This is a genomic window from Enterobacter roggenkampii (assembly GCF_001729805.1).
GTDB lineage: Bacteria > Pseudomonadota > Gammaproteobacteria > Enterobacterales > Enterobacteriaceae > Enterobacter > Enterobacter roggenkampii.
This window is the reverse complement of record NZ_CP017184.1, coordinates 1,594,216-1,612,656: the sequence shown is the minus strand read 5'-3', so window position 1 is coordinate 1,612,656 and position 18,441 is coordinate 1,594,216. Positions and strand designations below refer to the sequence as shown.

General features: G+C 56.5%; 17 protein-coding genes. 8 read left to right on the top strand and 9 right to left on the bottom strand.

Annotated elements, in window-relative coordinates:
- Positions 1 to 29: 29 nt before the first annotated feature.
- Entirely contained in the window at positions 30 to 482 is a 453-nt protein-coding gene (gene matP, locus BFV67_RS07390) for a macrodomain Ter protein MatP (protein ID WP_008499929.1), read from the bottom strand.
- Between the two features lie 186 nt (positions 483 to 668).
- Here matP and BFV67_RS07385 point away from each other — a divergent pair, with 186 nt between their 5' ends.
- The gene (locus BFV67_RS07385; protein WP_069598086.1) at positions 669 to 2,429 is read left to right on the top strand and encodes an AAA family ATPase; all 1,761 of its coding nucleotides are present in this window, start codon (positions 669 to 671) and stop codon (positions 2,427 to 2,429) included.
- A 68-nt stretch (positions 2,430 to 2,497) separates the two neighbouring features.
- Positions 2,498 to 3,016 (top strand): 3-hydroxyacyl-[acyl-carrier-protein] dehydratase FabA, encoded by a 519-nt coding sequence (gene fabA, locus BFV67_RS07380; protein ID WP_008499931.1) that lies wholly within the window; start codon positions 2,498 to 2,500, stop codon positions 3,014 to 3,016.
- Between the two features lie 70 nt (positions 3,017 to 3,086).
- On the opposite strand, the gene rmf is transcribed toward fabA, so the two are convergent.
- From rmf to rlmKL, 6 genes are all read right to left on the bottom strand, one after another.
- Positions 3,087 to 3,254 (bottom strand): ribosome modulation factor, encoded by a 168-nt coding sequence (gene rmf / locus BFV67_RS07375; RefSeq protein ID WP_013097261.1) that lies wholly within the window; start codon positions 3,252 to 3,254, stop codon positions 3,087 to 3,089.
- Between the two features lie 255 nt (positions 3,255 to 3,509).
- Positions 3,510 to 4,076 (bottom strand): membrane integrity-associated transporter subunit PqiC, encoded by a 567-nt coding sequence (pqiC, locus tag BFV67_RS07370; protein WP_069598085.1) that lies wholly within the window; start codon positions 4,074 to 4,076, stop codon positions 3,510 to 3,512.
- A complete protein-coding gene (pqiB, locus tag BFV67_RS07365) occupies positions 4,073 to 5,713 on the bottom strand; it encodes an intermembrane transport protein PqiB (RefSeq protein ID WP_008499933.1) in 1,641 nt (546 codons plus the stop codon). The genes pqiC and pqiB overlap by 4 nt, the downstream gene beginning before the upstream one ends.
- 4 nt (positions 5,714 to 5,717) lie before the next feature.
- Complete coding sequence (pqiA, locus tag BFV67_RS07360; protein ID WP_008499934.1) at positions 5,718 to 6,971, bottom strand: membrane integrity-associated transporter subunit PqiA; 1,254 nt, start codon at positions 6,969 to 6,971, stop codon at positions 5,718 to 5,720.
- A 13-nt stretch (positions 6,972 to 6,984) separates the two neighbouring features.
- Complete coding sequence (locus BFV67_RS07355; RefSeq protein WP_008499935.1) at positions 6,985 to 8,892, bottom strand: ABC transporter ATP-binding protein; 1,908 nt, start codon at positions 8,890 to 8,892, stop codon at positions 6,985 to 6,987.
- A 12-nt stretch (positions 8,893 to 8,904) separates the two neighbouring features.
- A complete protein-coding gene (rlmKL, locus tag BFV67_RS07350) occupies positions 8,905 to 11,013 on the bottom strand; it encodes a bifunctional 23S rRNA (guanine(2069)-N(7))-methyltransferase RlmK/23S rRNA (guanine(2445)-N(2))-methyltransferase RlmL (protein WP_069598084.1) in 2,109 nt (702 codons plus the stop codon).
- A gap of 98 nt (positions 11,014 to 11,111) precedes the next feature.
- Here rlmKL and BFV67_RS07345 point away from each other — a divergent pair, with 98 nt between their 5' ends.
- Entirely contained in the window at positions 11,112 to 12,221 is a 1,110-nt protein-coding gene (locus tag BFV67_RS07345) for a YcbX family protein (protein ID WP_063436154.1), read from the top strand.
- Here BFV67_RS07345 and zapC read toward each other — a convergent pair.
- Both zapC and pyrD read right to left on the bottom strand, forming a co-directional pair.
- A complete protein-coding gene (gene zapC, locus BFV67_RS07340; RefSeq protein WP_023292867.1) occupies positions 12,218 to 12,760 on the bottom strand; it encodes a cell division protein ZapC in 543 nt (180 codons plus the stop codon). The two genes, BFV67_RS07345 and zapC, sit on opposite strands and share 4 nt — an antisense overlap.
- Before the next feature lie 166 nt (positions 12,761 to 12,926).
- A complete protein-coding gene (gene pyrD / locus BFV67_RS07335) occupies positions 12,927 to 13,937 on the bottom strand; it encodes a quinone-dependent dihydroorotate dehydrogenase (RefSeq protein ID WP_008499939.1) in 1,011 nt (336 codons plus the stop codon).
- 248 nt (positions 13,938 to 14,185) lie between these two features.
- Between pyrD and ssuE the strand changes: the two genes are divergently transcribed.
- Genes ssuE through ssuB form a run of 5 tightly spaced genes read left to right on the top strand, consistent with a single transcriptional unit; the run spans position 14,186 to position 18,426 of the window.
- Positions 14,186 to 14,761: an NADPH-dependent FMN reductase gene (gene ssuE / locus BFV67_RS07330; RefSeq protein WP_045352017.1), complete on the top strand. Its 576-nt coding sequence runs from the start codon at positions 14,186 to 14,188 to the stop codon at positions 14,759 to 14,761.
- Positions 14,754 to 15,716: a sulfonate ABC transporter substrate-binding protein gene (locus BFV67_RS07325; RefSeq protein ID WP_069598083.1), complete on the top strand. Its 963-nt coding sequence runs from the start codon at positions 14,754 to 14,756 to the stop codon at positions 15,714 to 15,716. Before ssuE ends, BFV67_RS07325 begins: the two co-directional genes overlap by 8 nt.
- Entirely contained in the window at positions 15,713 to 16,858 is a 1,146-nt protein-coding gene (ssuD, locus tag BFV67_RS07320; RefSeq protein ID WP_021240864.1) for an FMNH2-dependent alkanesulfonate monooxygenase, read from the top strand. Before BFV67_RS07325 ends, ssuD begins: the two co-directional genes overlap by 4 nt.
- A 9-nt stretch (positions 16,859 to 16,867) precedes the next feature.
- Positions 16,868 to 17,659, top strand: a complete 792-nt coding sequence (gene ssuC / locus BFV67_RS07315) for an aliphatic sulfonate ABC transporter permease SsuC (protein ID WP_025912947.1) — start codon at positions 16,868 to 16,870, stop codon at positions 17,657 to 17,659.
- Entirely contained in the window at positions 17,656 to 18,426 is a 771-nt protein-coding gene (gene ssuB, locus BFV67_RS07310; RefSeq protein ID WP_069598082.1) for an aliphatic sulfonates ABC transporter ATP-binding protein, read from the top strand. The genes ssuC and ssuB overlap by 4 nt, the downstream gene beginning before the upstream one ends.
- The last annotated feature ends 15 nt before the right edge of the window (positions 18,427 to 18,441 follow it).

The window sequence follows — 18,441 nt, the reverse complement described above, 5'->3', positions numbered from 1 at the left end:
TTTTTTATTGTCTGAAGAAAAGTAAAAAACTACTTTTTACCCAACAGCGCCTGAAGGTCATTCTTCAGTGTCGACATCTGGTTGGCGTACTTCTCTTTATGTTCTGCATCCTCAATCAACTGCACGATGGTTTCCGACAGCGTTTTACCCCGTCGTTGTGCCAGCCCGGCCAGGCGCTGCCAGACAACAAATTCCAGGTCGATTGATTTTTTGCGAGTGTGCTGGTGCTCAGCATTAAAATGCCGTTTGCGTCGCGCGCGGATAGTTTGCTTCATCCGGTTTAACAACGCAGGATTAATGTGTTTCTCAATCCAGCCGTTGACCTGTACCGGTTCGTTTTCGAGGGTCAGCAAAATATCCACGGCTTCTTGCGCAGCGCTGGCTTCGATGTAGCAGGTGATCAGCTCCCCTTCACGGTGCTTTTTGACCAGGTACTTCCATTTCCAGCCGCTTTCGAGATTTTCCAGTTGTTGATATTTCATTGCGATCTCAGTGTTACCACGTAACTCTGTTCAGAATATCAGTTTTTTAGCAATCTGCTGAAAAGAAATCATATCCTGTGAGTGAATGCAGCCAATCACCCTGTCGAAATCCCCAATCCTGCTTGGGTAGAGCCCCCCGCTTACGGTATACTCCACGCTTTTACATCTGACTAAAAAACATCAACTTTGACCATTACGAAACTTGCATGGCGTGACCTTGTTCCGGATACCGAAAGTTATCAGGAACTGTTTGCACAGCCAGATCTCGCAAAAGAACACGAATTCATCCTTAGCGATACGCAGCCCCGTTTGCATTATGCGCTGGAGCAGGTATTAAGCCCCTGGGCAACTGCGCCTTTCATGCTGCTCAAAGCCCCGGAAGAAGCGGAATACCTGACGTTGTTCGGGGATGCCGTGCGTCAGCTAAAGCCGGAAGCGAACGCCGTTTTTGGCGGCCAGTATCGTATCGCTGGACATGATGTTACTTTCGAACCGGCGGCGCAGGCCGACGGCCTTTTTGCCGCTAAGGGCGAGGTGATTACCGCGAACTGGGTCGAGGCTGAACAACTCTTTGGTTGTCTGCGCCAGTTTAACGGCGAGCTTTCGCTGCAGCCTGGGCTGGTACATCGCGCAAATGGCGGTGTCCTGATCATCTCGCTGCGTACCCTGCTCTCGCAGCCGCTGCTGTGGATGCGTCTGAAAACCATCGTGCATCAGCAGCGTTTCGACTGGGTCGGCTACGATGAGTCTCGTCCTCTGCCTGTCTCGGTTCCGTCTATGCCGCTGTCATTAACCGTCGTGCTAACGGGCGACCGTGAATCGCTGGCAGACTTCCAGGAAATGGAGCCTGAACTGGCTGAACAGGCGGTGTATAGCGAATACGAAGACAATATCCAGATTGCCGATGCCGACGATATGGCGCAGTGGTGCCAGTGGGTGATGGCCGTTGCTGAACGTTTTGCGCTGCCAACGCCTGCGGCTGACGCATGGCCAGGCCTGATTCGCGAAGCGGTGCGCTATACCGGTGACCAGGAAACGCTCCCCCTTTGCCCGCTCTGGATCGGCAAACAGCTGCGTGAAGTGGGCACGATCAGCGGTAACGGTGCGTTCACCGGAGAGCAGCTCACCCAGATGCTGGCACAGCGAGAGTGGCGAGAAGGCTATCTTGCTGACCGTATGCAGGATGAAATTCTGCTGGACCAAATCCTGGTGGAAACCGAAGGCGAACGCGTCGGGCAGATCAACGCTCTGTCGGTGATTGAATTCCCTGGCCATCCGCGCGCGTTCGGGGAGCCGTCCCGTATCAGCTGCGTTGTGCACATTGGCGATGGCGAATTTACAGATATCGAACGCAAAGCCGAGCTGGGCGGAAACATTCACGCGAAAGGCATGATGATCATGCAGGCGTTTTTGATGTCTGAACTGCAGCTTGAGCAACAGATCCCCTTCTCCGCCTCGCTGACGTTTGAGCAGTCCTACAGCGAAGTGGATGGCGATAGCGCCTCTATGGCTGAACTGTGTGCCTTAATCAGCGCCCTGGCGGAAGTGCCCATCAATCAGAACATCGCGATCACCGGTTCGGTGGATCAATTTGGCCGTGCGCAGCCTGTGGGTGGCCTCAACGAAAAAATTGAAGGCTTCTTCTCTATTTGTCAGCAGCGCGGTTTAAACGGCAAGCAGGGTGTGATTATTCCGGCTCCCAACGCACGCCATTTAAGCCTCAGCCAGGAAATTCTGGATGCGGTTGAACAAGAGCAGTTCGCTATCTGGGCCATCGAAGGGATTGAGGATGCACTACCCTTACTGACAAACCTGGTATGGGATGGCGAAGGGCAAACCACCCTGATGCAGACTATCCAGGAGCGCATTGCTCAGGCAACACAGCAGGATGCTCGTCACCGTTATCCATGGCCGTTACGCTGGCTGGGCTGGTTTAGTTCGAACTGATCGGACTTGTTCAGCGTACACGTGTTAGCTATCCTGCGTCCTTCACTAAAATAAGGCTTACTGAGAACATGGTAGATAAACGCGAATCCTATACAAAAGAAGATCTTCTTGCCTCTGGTCGCGGTGAACTGTTTGGCGCGAAAGGCCCACAGTTACCGGCCCCGAACATGCTGATGATGGACCGTGTCGTGAAAATGACCGAAACCGGCGGCAACTTCGATAAGGGTTACGTAGAAGCAGAACTCGATATCAACCCGGACCTGTGGTTCTTCGGCTGCCACTTTATTGGCGATCCGGTAATGCCTGGCTGTCTGGGTCTGGATGCCATGTGGCAGCTGGTTGGCTTCTATCTGGGCTGGCTGGGTGGTGAAGGTAAAGGCCGCGCGCTGGGCGTAGGCGAAGTAAAATTCACCGGCCAGGTTCTGCCTACGGCGAAGAAAGTGACCTATCGTATTCACTTCAAGCGCATCGTTAACCGCCGCCTGATTATGGGCCTGGCAGATGGCGAAGTGCTGGTAGACGGTCGTCTGATCTATAGCGCAAGCGACCTGAAGGTTGGCCTGTTCCAGGACACGTCCGCGTTCTGATCGTGCTTTCGCACCTCCAGAAAGGCGAAACCTCCGCATTGCGGAGGTTTCTTTTTTGAAAGAGACGTTATCAGGCTATGAGTGCCCTGTCGCCGATGGCTTCTCGCCAGCCTCCAAGCCATTGTGACCTTTGATTTATCGTCTGATAAGGACACATTTCTTTAGAACGTCCAGCGATGCCGGCCTGATAACCACGTTGATGAGCCCGTTCCAGGCGATCTCGTTTCTGTCTCTTCATGCCTCGTTTCCCTCATTCTTTTGTCTGGTGGAAAGAAAACAGTGTCTGCACTATCTGCACAGGCACAGATAACGAATACCCCGAATTAGTCGCATCGTCAATGTTCAAAATTCATACGGGTGTCATATTTGTGAGCTAGCTGGAAGTTCATTTGTACAAAAATTGTGACGTGGCACAAGTAACAACCTGAGTTGAAAACGAAAAAAAACCGCAATCAGCGACAGACCGATTGCGGTTTCTGATGATGAATTTTACTTATGGCATCCGGGAAATCTCTCTCGCGATACTGGCCGACTCCTGCGCCCATCCCTGAGCCAGGACTTTCACCATTTCGTCATAGCCATCTTTCTGCTGCTTCAGCTCCAGATGGAAAGGACGCTTAATCAGCTGCCCCTGATGGTTCAGCAACCACTCCCCGCTGATGACCACCGCACCGTCATAACGGCCGTGGAAGCCCGTTACGGTGACGTTCAGCGTATCCTGATCGTTACCCAGCGGCTGCGATGCGACTACCCACCCCGGAAGCTGGCTGCCCAGATTGGCCACCAGCGTGTTGCGCAGCTGCTGATCCAGCGGGCTGGCCCACAGGTTGTTGGTTGCAATCACGTATTTCACGTCGCTGGTCTGATAGACCACGCCGTTTCCTGCCAGATAATCCGGCACGGCGACCTGCTCAACCCACAGCTGGCGGTTTCCCTGACTGGCCGTGCTTTGCCCACCGCTGTGGGTTGCCACAGGCAGCTGATAATAGCTTTTATTATCTCCCCCTGAACTGCATGCCGTTAACAGCAGAGCGCCAACCATCAATAGCCATTTTTTCATTCTTTTGCCCTCTTCGGCTCAGGATCCTTTTTATCTTTCGCTTCGAACACCAGCGCATTGCTCTTCTCGTTGAGCGTTTTCAGCACCGGCTGCAGTTCACGCAGGACCTGATCAAGACGCTGCATATCTGCCACCATCTTGTTATAGGCCGCTGATCCCGGCTGGAAGCCCTGCATACTGCGGTTCAGCTCACGCAGCGTTTTCTGCATGTCCTGCGGCAGCTGCTGCATGCTCTGGCTCGCCGTAATCTTGTTGATGTTATCCAGCGTGGTTTGCAGACGGCGCATCGTTGCCTGGCTTTCGCTCAGCGAGTTTGTTGCCGCTTCAATCATCGGATTCAGTGGCAGATTGTTGATCTTATCCAGCGTCTCCATCAGACGCTGCTGGATCTGCGCCAGACCGCTGCTCACCGTTGGGATGATCTTGTAGCCACCGAATTCACGGATACCGGTAATCGGCGGTGCTTTCGGGTAGAAGTCCATATCCACATACAGCGCACCGGTGACCAGGTTGCCGGTTTTCAGCGACCCGCGCAGACCGCGTTCCATCAGCTGGGTGATATGAGTCGCGATATCCTGATTTTCACCAATCTGATTAAGCAGACGCTCTGGTTCAATGCGGATCAGTACCGGAATGCGGTAATCATCATCCAGCACCTGCTGAAGGCCCGGAACGAAGAACGGCACTTGCCCAACCGTACCGAGACGAATGCCGCGGAACTCAACAGGCGCCCCCGGCTGCAGGCCGCGAACGGAGTCTTTAAAGAACATCAGGAAGTCAACGTGATCGGTATAGAGCGCATCCTGAATGCTTTTTTGATCGTCAAAGAGACGGAAAGCGGTGTTCTCTGCGACCGGCTGCCCTAAATCCAGGCCCTCCGGCACGTCAAAGCTCACGCCGCCACCAAACAGCGTGGTCAGCGAACCCATTTCAACGCGCATGCCTGCCGAAGTCAGATCTACCGCGATCCCGCTGTCTTTCCAGAAGCGGACGTTGCTGGTGACCAGGCGATCGTTTGGCGCATTAATGAAGAGCTGATAGCTGATCGCGCGTTTCTGTGGATCAAACGTGCTTTTCTCAACCGACCCGACGCGGTAGCCGCGGAACAGAACCGGGTCGCCCGCCGTGAGCTGACCCGCTTTTTTACTGTCGAGGATCACGCGGATGCCCTTGGCATCAGGCGGTGCAAGCGGCGGTGAATCCAGAAGCTGGTACTGGGCCGGCTGGTTACCCTTAGCGCCCGGCTGCAGCTCAATGTAGGCACCCGAGAGCAGCGTCCCCAGGCCGCTGATCCCTTCACGCCCCACCTGCGGCTTAACGACCCAGAAAACGGAATCGCCGTGCAGCAGTTTTTCCATGCCGGCATTCAGGCGCGCCTTAATCTCCACATGGGTTAAATCGTCGGTCAGGGTTGCGCTTTCCACCACGCCCACATCCACGCTACGGCTTTTGATGGTCGTTTTACCGCCCTCAATCCCCTCGGCATTGGTGGTTATCAGCGTCACTTCCGGCCCCTGATGGCTGTAATGATAAAACAGGATCCAGGCACCGATCAGCGCAGTCACGATGGGAAAAATCCACACCGGAGACCAGTTTTTGACCTTCTGCACTTTCGCCTCTCCACTCTTATTTTCCATGCTCTTACTCTTCCTCATGGCTTGATTCAGGCTCACGATCCCACGATAAACGAGGGTCGAAGGTCATGGCCGCAAACATGGTCATGATCACGACCAGTGCAAACATTAAAGCCCCCATCGCAGGATAAATACTCATCAAACCGCCCATCCGCACCAGCGCAGAGAGAACGGCGATGACAAACACGTCAATCATTGACCAGCGTCCGACAAACTCGACCACTTCATAAATCAGGTGCATGCGTTCGCTGTCGCGTTTCCCATGACCTTTCGCATCCCAACAGAGCCAGGCGATGGCGATCATTTTTAAGGTGGGCACCATAATACTGGCGATAAAGATGACGCCAGCGACCGGATAGGAACCTTCACCCCAGAGCAGTATCACCCCGGCCAGGATCGTCGAGGGCATTTTGTCGCCGAGCAAATCGGTGATCATGATTGGCAGAATATTGGCTGGCAGATACAGCATGACGGACGTGACCAGCAGCGCCATCGTCCACTGCAGGCTATTTTTACGGCGCACGTGCCCTTTCGTTTCGCAGCGCGGACAAACGTCGAGATCGGCGGGCAGCACGGCGGTGCAGCACGGGCACGAGCGAAGCCCCTGGCGAATGCCGGGCACGCCGACCTTCACCGTCTGCGCAAGCGTCGGTGCCGGGGCGATATCATCCCACGCCCAGCGTCTGTCCACGCACTGGAAAGCGCGCAGCTGCAGGACGCAGTACAGACACCAGGGAATAAAGCTGCTGCCAATCCCCACGTCGCCGTACGCCATCAGCTTCACGAAACTGACCAGGATCCCCGCCAGAAAGATCTCGGCCATCCCCCAGCTTTTGAGCTGAAACAGAATACGCGCAAGTCGGATTTTCAGCGGTGCCGGCATCCTGACGCGGTTCACCAGCAAAAGGATGACGACCAGGCAAAAAGCCGGGACTATCTGGACAAACAGGAGAAAGAAGGTCCCCAGGCTGGCGTAATCTTCCGAGAACATCACGCCCGGGATTTCAAGCAGATCCACCTGACTGGTGATCCCCCCCACCTTCATATAGATGAAGGGGAAGAGATTAGAGAGCAGCAGCATGAACAGTGCTGCCAGCGCGTAAGCAGTAGGACGCTGCCGCGGCGCGTCCCACTCGGTTGTCAACGTCGCGCCACAGCGTGGACACAAGGCTTTATGTCCGTGACCAAGCTCTGGCAACGCCACGAGCATATCGCATTGCGAGCATAAAATATGCCTGTCGGCATGGTGCTGGTCACACATATGTTATCCCTGTTTATGCGCCGTTTTTCAGAGACTCAAGGTACTCCCAGCGCTCAAAGGCATCTTCCAGGGCTTTTTCAGCCGCGGACATTTCAGCCAATACTTTCTGAGTATAGTCATGCGATTGGGTAAAGAATGACGCATCAGCAACCTGTTTTTGCAGATCCTCAAGCGCAGCCTCCAGCTCTTCAAGACGCTGCGGTAGCCCCTCCAGTTCGCGCTGCAGGTTATAGCTTAGTTTAGCCGAGGTTTTCTTGACAGTTTCTGCTTTTGTTACAGCAGGTTCAGAACTTATTTTGGACTTTGACTGCTTCGTCGCCAGCGACTGTGCCTGCTGCCCTTTTGCATCGTGATAACCGCCGACATATTGACCAATTCGCCCTTCACCTTCGAAGATCCAGCACTCGGTCACGGTGTTGTCAACGAACTGACGATCGTGGCTGACCAGCATCACGGTGCCCTGATAACCGTCAATCAGCTCTTCCAGCAGTTCCAGCGTTTCGACATCCAGATCGTTGGTCGGTTCATCGAGGATCAGCAGGTTGCTTGGCTTCAGGAACAGGCGCGCCAGCAGAAGACGGTTGCGCTCACCGCCTGACAGCGCGCGCACCGGCGTCATGGCGCGCTTCGGATGGAACAGAAAGTCCTGCAGGTAGCCCAGCACGTGGCGCGGCTTGCCGTTCACCATCACTTCCTGCTTGCCTTCGGCGAGGTTGTCCATCACCGTACGGTCCGGATCCAGCTCCGCGCGGTGCTGGTCGAAGTAGGCGACCTCCAGCTTGGTCCCGCAGTGAATGCGGCCGCTGTCGGCCTGCAGCTGGCCGAGCATCAGTTTCAGCAGCGTGGTTTTACCGCAGCCGTTCGGGCCAATCAGGGCGATTTTGTCGCCGCGCTGAACCTGTGCCGAGAAGTCTTTCACCAGCACTTTACCGTCAACCTGATAGTTAACGTTTTCCATTTCAAAGACAATCTTGCCGGAACGGGACGCCTCTTCCACCTGCATTTTGGCGCTGCCCATCACTTCACGGCGTTCGCTGCGCTCGCGACGCATCGCCTTCAGGGCGCGCACGCGCCCTTCGTTACGGGTACGGCGGGCTTTGATGCCCTGGCGGATCCAGACTTCTTCCTGCGCCAGCTTGCGGTCAAACTCCGCATTCTGCAGCTCTTCCACGCGCAGGTTTTCTTCTTTCTCCAGCAGATAGGTGTCGTAATCGCCAGGATAGGTCACCAGCTTGCCGCGGTCGAGATCGACAATACGCGTCGCCATATTGCGAATAAACGAACGGTCGTGCGAGATAAAGATGATGGTGCCGCTGAAGGTTTTCAGGAAGCCTTCCAGCCAGTCGATCGCCTCGATATCCAGGTGGTTCGTCGGTTCGTCCAGCAGCAGCACCTTCGGCCCGCTGACCAGCGCACGACCCAGGGCCGCTTTACGCAGCCAGCCGCCGGAGAGCGCCGACAGCTCCATGTCGGGTTCCAGCCCGAGCTGCGCCAGCACTTCATTAATGCGGTTTTCAAGCTGCCACAGACCGTGGTGATCGAGCATCTCCTGCACTTTTGCCAGCTCGTTGAGGTTTTTGTCGCTCGGATCGGTCATCACCAGATGCGAAATCTCGTGATAGCGCTTCAGGTATTCAGCCTGCTCGGAGATCCCTTCCGCCACGAAATCGTACACGCTGCCGGTCACGTGACGCGGTGGATCCTGCTGCAGGCGGGAGACAATCAGATCCTGCTCGTAAACAATGCGCCCGTCATCCAGGCCCTGTTCGCGGTTAAGGATTTTCATCAGCGTGGATTTACCCGCGCCGTTACGGCCCACCAGACAGACGCGCTCGTTATCTTCGATGTGCAGCTCTGCATTGTCGAGAAGCGGTGAGTCGCTGAAAGAGAGCCACGCGCCGTGCATACTAATTAAAGACATTTATTTTTCCTTTCAGACCGCGGTAATCAACCAGCAGTTATGGATTTGACGGTTACGGGCAAAGTCCTGAGACAGCGTTTTTTGGCTGATTTCTTGTGCTTTCAGTCCCAGGGCTGCTAAGCCGTCATGATCCATACGGAAGCCGCGTTTGTTGTTCGAGAACATAATGGTGCCGCCTTTACGCAGCAGGCGCTTCAGGTCGGTCATCAGGCGCAGGTGATCGCGTTGAACGTCAAAGCTATCTTCCATACGCTTGGAGTTGGAGAAGGTCGGCGGATCGATAAAGATCAGGTCGAACTGCTCGTCGGTGTCGCGCAGCCAGCCCAGCACGTCAGCCTGCATCAGGCGATGCTGACGCCCGGTTAAGCCGTTAAGACGCAGGTTGCGCTCCGCCCACTCCAGATAGGTGCGGGACATGTCCACCGTGGTGGTGCTGCGCGCGCCGCCCAGACCCGCATGCACGCTGGCGCTGCCGGTATAGGAGAAGAGATTCAGGAAGTCCTTGCCCTTGCTCATCTGGCCCAGCATGCGGCGGGCGATACGGTGGTCGAGGAACAGGCCGGTATCCAGATAGTCGGTCAGGTTGACCCACAGGCGGGCGTTATATTCGCCCACTTCGATAAAGTCGCCCTTCTCGCCCATCTTCTGGTACTGATTTTTGCCTTTCTGACGTTCACGGGTTTTCAGCACCAGCTTGTTTGGCGCAATACCCAGCACGGCGATGGTGGCGGCAATAACGTCCAGCATGCGCTGACGCGCTTTTTGCGCATCAATGGTTTTCGGCGGCGCATATTCCTGAATCACCACCCAGTCCGCGTAGCGGTCAACCGCCACGTTGTACTCCGGCAGGTCGGCATCATACAGGCGGTAGCATTCAATGCCCTCCTGCTTCGCCCACTTCTCAAATTTCTTCAGGTTCTTGCGCAGACGGTTAGCGTAATCTTCCGCCACGCCGGACGGCTTGCTGTCGGCCGCCTTCTCCGCCAGATGGTAGTTTTTCTGCACGCAGTCCAGCGGGCCGTTTTTCGCCTTAAACTGGCGGTCGGCACGCAGCTGCAGGCAGCTCAGCAGTTCCGGCGAGGCGCTGAACAGAGACAGGTTCCAGCCGCCGAAGTGGTCCTTCATGTTGCGGCCCAGCAGGCTGTGCAGGGCAATCAGCGCCGGTTCGCTGTCGAGACGTTCGCCGTATGGCGGGTTGCTGATCACGGTACCGTACGGGCCTTTTGGCAGCGGGTTGGTCAGGTTTGCCACGTCTTTTACTTCGAAGGTGACCAGCTCGCCAATACCGGCACGGCGGGCGTTGCTGCGCGCGCGCTCAATGACGCGAGGGTCGCTATCGGAGCCGTAGAAGTGGGAGGTGTACTCCGCCAGACCTTTACGCGCGCGGGTCTGCGCATCGTCTTTGACCTCTTTCCAGAGTGCTTCATCGTGCTGCGCCCAGCCTTTGAAGCCCCAGTGACCGCGATGCAGCCCCGGCGCGCGGTCGGTGGCCAGCATGGCCGCTTCAATCAGCAGGGTACCGGAACCGCACATCGGGTCGAGCAGCGGCGTGCCCGGCTGCCAGCCGGAGCGCATCACAATGGCGGCCGCCAGGGTCTCTTTGATGGGTGCCATGCCGGTACGATCGCGGTAGCCGCGCAGGTGCAGGCCCGCGCCGCTCAGATCGAGAGAGATACTCGCCGTGTCGCCGTTCAGCCAGACGTTAATACGCAGATCCGGGTTTTCACGATCGACGTTTGGACGTTCCTTATTTTTACGCGTAAAGCAGTCCACAATGGCGTCTTTTACGCGCAGGGCACCGTACTGGCTGTTGCGGATCTCGTCGTTCACGCCGTTGAAATGCACCGCAAAGGTGGCATTCGGGGTGAAGATCTCTGTCCAGTCGATCATCTGTACGCCGGTGTAGAGGTCAAGGTCGCTATAAACCTTGCACTCCTTCATCGGCAGCATGATGCGCGACGCCAGGCGGCTCCACATCAGGCTCTGGTAAATAAGCCGCGTGTCGCCCTCAAAATGGACACCACCCTGAACCACCTGACACTCTTGTGCGCCCAGGTTTTCCAGTTCAGTTTTTAACAGCTCTTCCAGCCCACGGGCCGTACTGGCAAACAGAGAATTCATATCGTCACTTTTACTCTTAGAAAATTGTCGCGCATTATAGCTAATATGGCGTGTATGTCATAAAGTTGAAGGCTTATTTTCATTCGAGGGAGTGTGCAGTGGCGACGTTATCCAGGCTTTTTATTCATCCGGTGAAATCCATGCGCGGCATCGGCGTCTCTCACGCGCTGGCCGACATGAGCGGATTCGCCTTCGATCGAATTTTTATGGTCACCGAGCCTGACGGTACGTTTATTACCGCACGCCAGTTCCCTCAGATGGTTCGCTTTACCCCTTCCCCGCTTCACGACGGTTTGCACCTTACCGCGCCGGACGGTTCCAGCGCGGTGATTCGCTTTGCTGATTTTGCGCCCGTCGATGCGCCAACGGAAGTGTGGGGGAACCACTTTACCGCGCGCATCGCCCCGGATGAAATTAACCGCTGGTTAAGCGGCTTCTTCTCCCGCGACGTGCAGCTGCGGTGGGTTGGACCTGAACTGACGCGTCGCGTGAAGCGACACGACGCCGTTCCCCTCTCCTTCGCCGATGGCTTCCCGTTCCTGCTGACGAACGAAGCCTCGCTGCGTGATTTACAAGGCCGCTGCAAAGCCAGCGTTCAAATGGAGCAGTTCCGTCCGAACCTGGTGGTGACGGGTGCCGAGGCCTGGGAAGAAGATACCTGGAAAGTGATCCGCATTGGCAGCGTCATTTTTGACGTGGTGAAGCCCTGCAGCCGCTGCATTTTCACCACGGTGAGCCCGGAGAAAGGCCAGAAGCATCCTTCCGGCGAACCGTTGAAAACCCTGCAATCATTCCGCACCGCGCAGGATAATGGCGATGTCGATTTCGGCCAGAACCTGATCCCACGCTCCAGCGGCGCGATCCGCGTCGGCGATGAGGTCGAAATTCTTGCTCGTGGGCCAGCGAGAGTGTACGGCTCGGGTCAGGAGGATGAGCTTGTCGACGTTGAGACGAACGTCGCCTCTGCGGTAGATATTCACTGGCAGGGCAACGTCATCCGGGGTAACAACCAGCAGGTACTGCTTGAGCAGCTGGAACAAGCGGGGATCCGCATACCCTATTCCTGCCGCGCGGGCATTTGCGGATGCTGTCGTATCAGACTGGTGGATGGCGAAGTGAGTGCGTTGAAAAAGTCGGCAATTGGAAATGACGGCACAATTCTGTGCTGTAGCTGCGTCCCGAAAACGTCCGTACAGCTGGAAGCTTAAACCGCCTGCTCGAGGCTGAAGGCATCCACGCGAAGCTGGGGCTTCAGCCTGTCGTTCATGACCTTAATGGCATCCCCGAGCTGCATCGTCCGCCCGGCAATCGTCACGCCAGGCTGGGCCAGCAGGCAGAGCGCGGCATTATCGCCTGGCTCCACCACCAGCAGGCTCACCTCTTCTGCGGTATCGCTCAGGTTGACGCTGGCCGCATCGCCCGTTGCCGGGGTCCAGTTCATGCCGTGCGGCAGGAAATGCCAGCTCTTTGGCATTTGCGGCTTCAGGAAACGGATAGCCACCAGCGCATTTAATACCAGCTCGGCGCGCTGCTCTTTCGAGAGCATCAGATCGCGACATTTTTCCTCAAAGGAGAAATAAAGCGCAGCGTCATCAACGCAAAAGCCTGACGGGGAAAAAGCGTCCGGGGTTAACATTCGGCGGGCAAAACGAGAGCGAAACAACATGCCATTGGCTAAGTCGAGCATCATTCGGTCATGCTCGTCGCAAAAATACCAGCGCCAGTTATCGTCAGGTTTAATTCGCATGTTTCTCTCCCGTCCCCGAAACGTCCTGTACTAAAAATGTCCTGTTTGCCGCTTCGTTTATAACATCATTAATAAAAGCCTATAATGTCTAAATAAGCAACAGTGACGGAATATAAAACAACCAGGGCTGGAAATAAAGCCCCGGTTGTCTGATTACGAGAAAAGATTAGATATGCGTAACGATTTCTTTAATCAGCGGCGGTCCTTTAAAAATAAAGCCGGAATAGATTTGCACCAGTGACGCACCCGCCGCCATCTTCTCACGCGCAGCAATCACGGAGTCAATGCCGCCGACGCCAATAATCGGCAGGCGGCCATTTAATTCCGCAGACAGGGCGCGAATAATTTCGGTGCTTTTTAATTGCACCGGACGGCCACTTAACCCACCCGCTTCGTCACAGTTTTTCATTCCCTGCACGAGGGAACGATCGAGTGTGGTATTGGTCGCAATTACACCATCAATATTATGGCGAACCAAACTGTCGGCAACCTGGATCAATTCTTCGGCAGAAAGATCCGGGGCGATCTTAACCGCGACCGGAACATATTTGTGGTGGATCGCCTGGAGTTCATTTTGCTTATTTTTAATGGCACTCAGAAGATCGTCCAGCGCTTCACCATATTGTAAGGATCGCAGGCCCGGGGTATTGGGTGAGGAAATATTCACCGCAATATAACCGGCATAGGCGTAGACTTTTTCCATACAAATCAGATAGTCATCTTTACCCTGCTCGACCGGCGTGTCTTTATTTTTGCCGATATTGATGCCCAGTATTCCGTCAAAGTGGGCTTTTTTTACGTTCTCGACCAGGTGATCAACACCGTGGTTGTTGAAGCCCATGCGGTTGATCAGCCCTTCGGCTTCCACCAGTCGGAACAGGCGCGGTTTGTCATTTCCCGGCTGCGGGCGCGGGGTGACGGTACCGATTTCAATGGAGCCAAAGCCCATCGCGCCGAGGGCATCAATGCACTCGCCATTTTTGTCCAGACCGGCCGCCAGACCCAGCGGATTTTTAAAAGTCAGCCCCATGCACTGCACAGGTTTTACCGGCACATGCTGGCGCACCAGCGCGGCCAGAGGCGTGCCGGTAATACGACGTAATTGCTGGAATGTAAATTCATGAGCGCGCTCAGGGTCGAGCTGGAAAAGGGCTTTACGAACGAAGGGGTAGTACATGAACTCTCCTGGATTCCCGGTGTGCAAACCGGGAGGGGATTATGGGCGATCCCATCGCGAAAGGGAATTGACCTGCGGCAAAAAACCCGCGTAAAACGCAATCGTTTACCTCCCCGTCTATTTCTTATGCACTTTTTCGCATTTTAATTGCAGATAAATCATTTAGTGGAATAAACGCGCGGTGTCACACTCCTTAAAATTGTTATGAATGTTAGATAAAAGCAAACAATTAGTTATAAGGAGGAAGTATGCGCGTCATTACCCTGGCCGGAAGTCCACGATTCCCGTCGCGCTCCAGCGCCCTGCTGGAATATGCCCGTGAAAAACTGAATGCTCTGGATGTGGAAGTGTGCCACTGGAACCTGCATAACTTCGAACCTGAAGATTTGCTCTACGCCCGTTTCGACAGCCCCGCGCTGAAAACCCTCATTGAGCAACTTAACGGCGCGGACGGCCTGATCGTAGCAACGCCCATCTATAAGGCCTCCTTTTCCGGGGCACTGAAAACCCTGCTCGATCTGCTTCCGGAACGTGCGCTGGACGGCAAGGTGGTGCTGCCGCTGGCAACGGGCGGTACGGTTGCCCATTTACTGGCCGTGGATTATGCCCTGAAGCCGGTGCTGAACGCGTTGAAAGCGCAGGAGATCCTCCACGGCGTTTTCGCCGATGACTCGCAGGTCATCGACTATCAACACAAACCCCACTTTACGCCTAACCTGCAAACCCGCCTCGATAACGCTCTGGAAACGTTCTGGCATGCCCTGCATCGCCGGGATATCCAGGCCCCGGCGTTTAGTCAGCCTCAAGGAGTCGCACATGTTTAAAACGTTAACCCGCATCGGACTGGCCGGTTTGATGGCATTTACCTCGCTGGCCCATGCCGTAGAAACGGCTCCGGAAAGCTTACGTATCGGCTATCAGAAAGGCAGCGTCAGCATGGTGCTGGCAAAAAGCCACCAGCTTCTGGAAAAACGCTTCCCGGACACCAAATTCTCCTGGGTGGAGTTCCCTGCCGGCCCGCAGATGCTGGAGGCCCTGAACGTGGGCAGTATCGATCTCGGCAGCACGGGCGATATCCCACCTATATTCGCCCAGGCCGCGGGAGCGGACCTCGTCTACGTTGGCGTTGAGCCGCCTAAGCCTAAGGCCGAAGTCATTCTGGTGCCTGAAAACAGCGACATTAAAAGCGTCGCCGATCTTAAAGGCCATAAGGTCGCTTTCCAGAAAGGTTCCAGCTCGCACAACCTTTTGCTGCGCGCTCTGCAAGAAGCCGGACTCAAGTTCACCGACATTCAGCCCGTCTACCTGACTCCCGCTGACGCGCGCGCCGCGTTCCAGCAGAAGAACGTTGATGCCTGGGCCATCTGGGACCCGTACTACTCCGCCGCATTGCTGCAGGGTGGCGTTCGCGTGCTGAAAGACGGTACCACGCTGAAGCAGACCGGCTCGTTCTATCTGGCCGCGCGCCCTTATGCGGAAAAGAACGGCGCATTTATTCAGGGCGTGCTGGATACCTTTACCCAGGCCGATGCCCTGACTCAGAGCCAGCGTCAGGAGAGCATTGCCCTGCTGGCGAAAACCATGGGCTTACCTGAGCCGGTGATCGCGAGCTATCTCAACCACCGTCCGCCGACCACCATTACGCCGGTGGACGCACACGTCGCCGCACTTCAGCAACAAACGGCTGACCTCTTCTATCAAAACCGCCTGGTTCCAAAACAGGTCACTATTCGCGAACGCATCTGGCAACCCGCAGGCAAAGAAGGAGCTAAATCATGAGTCTGAATCTTTTCTGGTTTTTACCCACCCACGGTGATGGACACTATCTTGGTACAGAAGAGGGTTCACGCCCGGTTGACCATGGCTACCTGCAGCAGATTGCACAGGCGGCGGACCGAATCGGTTTCACCGGGGTGCTGATCCCAACCGGAAGATCATGTGAAGATGCCTGGCTGGTCGCCGCGTCGATGATCCCGGTCACCCAGCGTCTGAAGTTCCTTGTCGCGTTACGCCCGAGCGTCGTCTCCCCTACCGTGGCGGCACGTCAGGCGGCCACGCTGGACAGGCTGTCCAACGGCCGCGCCCTGTTTAACCTGGTGACGGGCAGCGATCCGCAGGAGCTGGCGGGCGACGGCGTGTTCCTCGACCATACCGAACGCTATGAGGCCTCCGCCGAGTTCACCCGCGTCTGGCGACGCCTGCTGGAAGGGGAAACCGTCACCTTTGAAGGCAAGCATATTCACGTTCGCGACGCGAAGCTCTACTTCCCGCCGGTGCAGCAGCCGCGCCCGCCGCTCTATTTTGGCGGGTCGTCGGATGTAGCCCAGGATCTGGCGGCGGAGCAGGTCGACCTCTATCTGACCTGGGGCGAACCGCCTGAGCTGGTGAAAGAAAAAATTGCTCAGGTCCGCGCCAAAGCGGCCGCCCATGGCCGCAAGGTGCGCTTCGGTATCCGCCTGCACGTGATTGTGCGCGAAACCAATGAAGAAGCCTGGCAGGCCGCTGACCGCCTGATTTCCCATCTGGACGACGAGACCATCGCAAAGGCGCAGGCCGCGTTTGCCAAAACCGACTCCGTCGGGCAGCACCGGATGGCGTCCCTGCACAACGGCAAGCGCGAGAATCTGGAGATCAGCCCGAACCTGTGGGCGGGCGTCGGCCTGGTGCGCGGCGGTGCGGGTACGGCGCTGGTCGGCGACGGCCCGACCGTGGCCGCGCGCATCAATGAATACGCCGAACTGGGTATCGACAGCTTTATTCTCTCCGGTTATCCGCACCTGGAAGAGGCGTACAAGGTCGGCGAGCTGTTGTTCCCGCATCTTGATGTCGCCATTCCGGAGGTTCCGCAGCCGCAGCCGCTCCAGCTGCAGGGCGAAGCCGTGGCAAACGAATTTATTCCACGCAAAGCCGCACAGAGCTAAGGAGGGACCATGTCTGCCACCTCACAAAAATGGCTGCTGCGCGCCGCGCCGTGGTTTTTACCCGTCGGCATTGTGGCGTTCTGGCAGCTCGCATCGTCCACCGGCTGGCTGTCGAGCCGCATTCTGCCCTCTCCGGAGGGCGTTGTAGAAGCGTTCTGGTCGCTGAGCGTCAGCGGAGAGCTGTGGCAGCATCTGGCGATCAGCTCCTGGCGCGCCGCGATCGGGTTTTCCATCGGCGGCAGTATCGGGCTGGTTCTGGGTCTGGTGAGCGGCCTTTCACGCTGGGGCGAGCGGCTGCTGGATACCTCCATCCAGATGCTGCGCAACGTGCCGCATCTGGCGCTGATCCCGCTGGTCATTCTGTGGTTTGGGATTGATGAGAGCGCCAAGATCTTCCTCGTGGCGCTGGGCACGCTGTTCCCGATTTACATCAACACCTGGCACGGCATCCGTAATATCGATCGTGGTCTGGTGGAGATGGCGCGCAGCTACGGCTTATCGGGTTTTTCCCTCTTTGTTCACGTGATTCTGCCGGGCGCCCTGCCCTCCATTATGGTCGGGGTGCGTTTCGCGCTCGGCCTGATGTGGCTGACGCTGATTGTGGCGGAAACCATCTCAGCCAACTCCGGGATTGGTTATCTGGCAATGAACGCCCGCGAATTCCTGCAAACGGACGTGGTGGTAGTTGCCATCATTCTGTATGCCCTGCTCGGCAAACTCGCCGACGTCAGCGCACAGTGGCTGGAGCGCAGCTGGCTGCGCTGGAATCCGGCCTATACCCTTCAGGAGGCTAAAGCATGAATACTGCACGACTGAATCAGGGGACCCCGTTACTGCTGAACGGTGTCACCAAACGTTACGGCGATAACACCATTCTTAACGGGCTGGATCTGCATATTCCCGCCGGACAGTTTGTGGCCGTAGTCGGGCGCAGCGGCGGCGGTAAGAGTACGCTGCTACGGCTGCTGGCCGGACTGGAAGCCCCCAACGGCGGCGACATTCTGGCAGGAACGACGCCGCTTTCGAATATTCAGGGCGATACCCGCATGATGTTCCAGGATGCGCGCCTGCTGCCGTGGAAATCGGTTATCGACAATGTCGGGCTCGGTCTTAAGGGTAACTGGCGGGATGAAGCCCGCCAGGCGCTGGCCGCCGTTGGGCTGGAAAATCGCGCCGATGAATGGCCTGCCACACTCTCGGGTGGGCAGAAGCAGCGCGTGGCGCTGGCGCGGGCGTTGATTCACCGTCCGGGCCTGCTCTTGCTCGATGAACCACTGGGCGCGCTCGACGCCCTGACGCGAATCGAAATGCAGGATTTGATTGGTTCCCTCTGGCAGACGCACGGCTTTACGGTACTGCTGGTGACGCATGACGTGAGTGAAGCCGTCGCAATGGCCGACCGGGTGCTGTTAATAGAGGAAGGAAAAATCGGTCTGGATCTGACGGTGGATCTTCCACGGCCTCGTCGCGTGGGCTCGGCAAGACTGGCGGAGCTGGAGGCAGAAGTGCTGGATCGGGTGATGAAACGCGGGGGCACGGAGTTACAGCGAGCTAAGGCTAATGCCTGATGCCCTCACCCCCGG

Excerpts from the sequence above, each read along its gene's own strand:
- rmf (WP_013097261.1), bottom strand. The coding sequence starts at position 3,254 with ATGAAGAGACAGAAACGAGATCGCCTGGAACGGGCTCATCAACGTGGT.
- BFV67_RS07325 (WP_069598083.1), top strand. The coding sequence starts at position 14,754 with ATGTTTAAAACGTTAACCCGCATCGGACTGGCCGGTTTGATGGCATTT.
- BFV67_RS07355 (WP_008499935.1), bottom strand. The coding sequence starts at position 8,892 with ATGTCTTTAATTAGTATGCACGGCGCGTGGCTCTCTTTCAGCGACTCA.
- ssuD (WP_021240864.1), top strand. The coding sequence starts at position 15,713 with ATGAGTCTGAATCTTTTCTGGTTTTTACCCACCCACGGTGATGGACAC.
- matP (WP_008499929.1), bottom strand. The coding sequence starts at position 482 with ATGAAATATCAACAACTGGAAAATCTCGAAAGCGGCTGGAAATGGAAG.
- pqiC (WP_069598085.1), bottom strand. The coding sequence starts at position 4,076 with ATGAAAAAATGGCTATTGATGGTTGGCGCTCTGCTGTTAACGGCATGC.
- fabA (WP_008499931.1), top strand. The coding sequence starts at position 2,498 with ATGGTAGATAAACGCGAATCCTATACAAAAGAAGATCTTCTTGCCTCT.
- pqiA (WP_008499934.1), bottom strand. The coding sequence starts at position 6,971 with ATGTGTGACCAGCACCATGCCGACAGGCATATTTTATGCTCGCAATGC.
- pqiB (WP_008499933.1), bottom strand. The coding sequence starts at position 5,713 with ATGGAAAATAAGAGTGGAGAGGCGAAAGTGCAGAAGGTCAAAAACTGG.
- zapC (WP_023292867.1), bottom strand. The coding sequence starts at position 12,760 with ATGCGAATTAAACCTGACGATAACTGGCGCTGGTATTTTTGCGACGAG.
- ssuC (WP_025912947.1), top strand. The coding sequence starts at position 16,868 with ATGTCTGCCACCTCACAAAAATGGCTGCTGCGCGCCGCGCCGTGGTTT.
- rlmKL (WP_069598084.1), bottom strand. The coding sequence starts at position 11,013 with ATGAATTCTCTGTTTGCCAGTACGGCCCGTGGGCTGGAAGAGCTGTTA.
- pyrD (WP_008499939.1), bottom strand. The coding sequence starts at position 13,937 with ATGTACTACCCCTTCGTTCGTAAAGCCCTTTTCCAGCTCGACCCTGAG.
- ssuE (WP_045352017.1), top strand. The coding sequence starts at position 14,186 with ATGCGCGTCATTACCCTGGCCGGAAGTCCACGATTCCCGTCGCGCTCC.
- ssuB (WP_069598082.1), top strand. The coding sequence starts at position 17,656 with ATGAATACTGCACGACTGAATCAGGGGACCCCGTTACTGCTGAACGGT.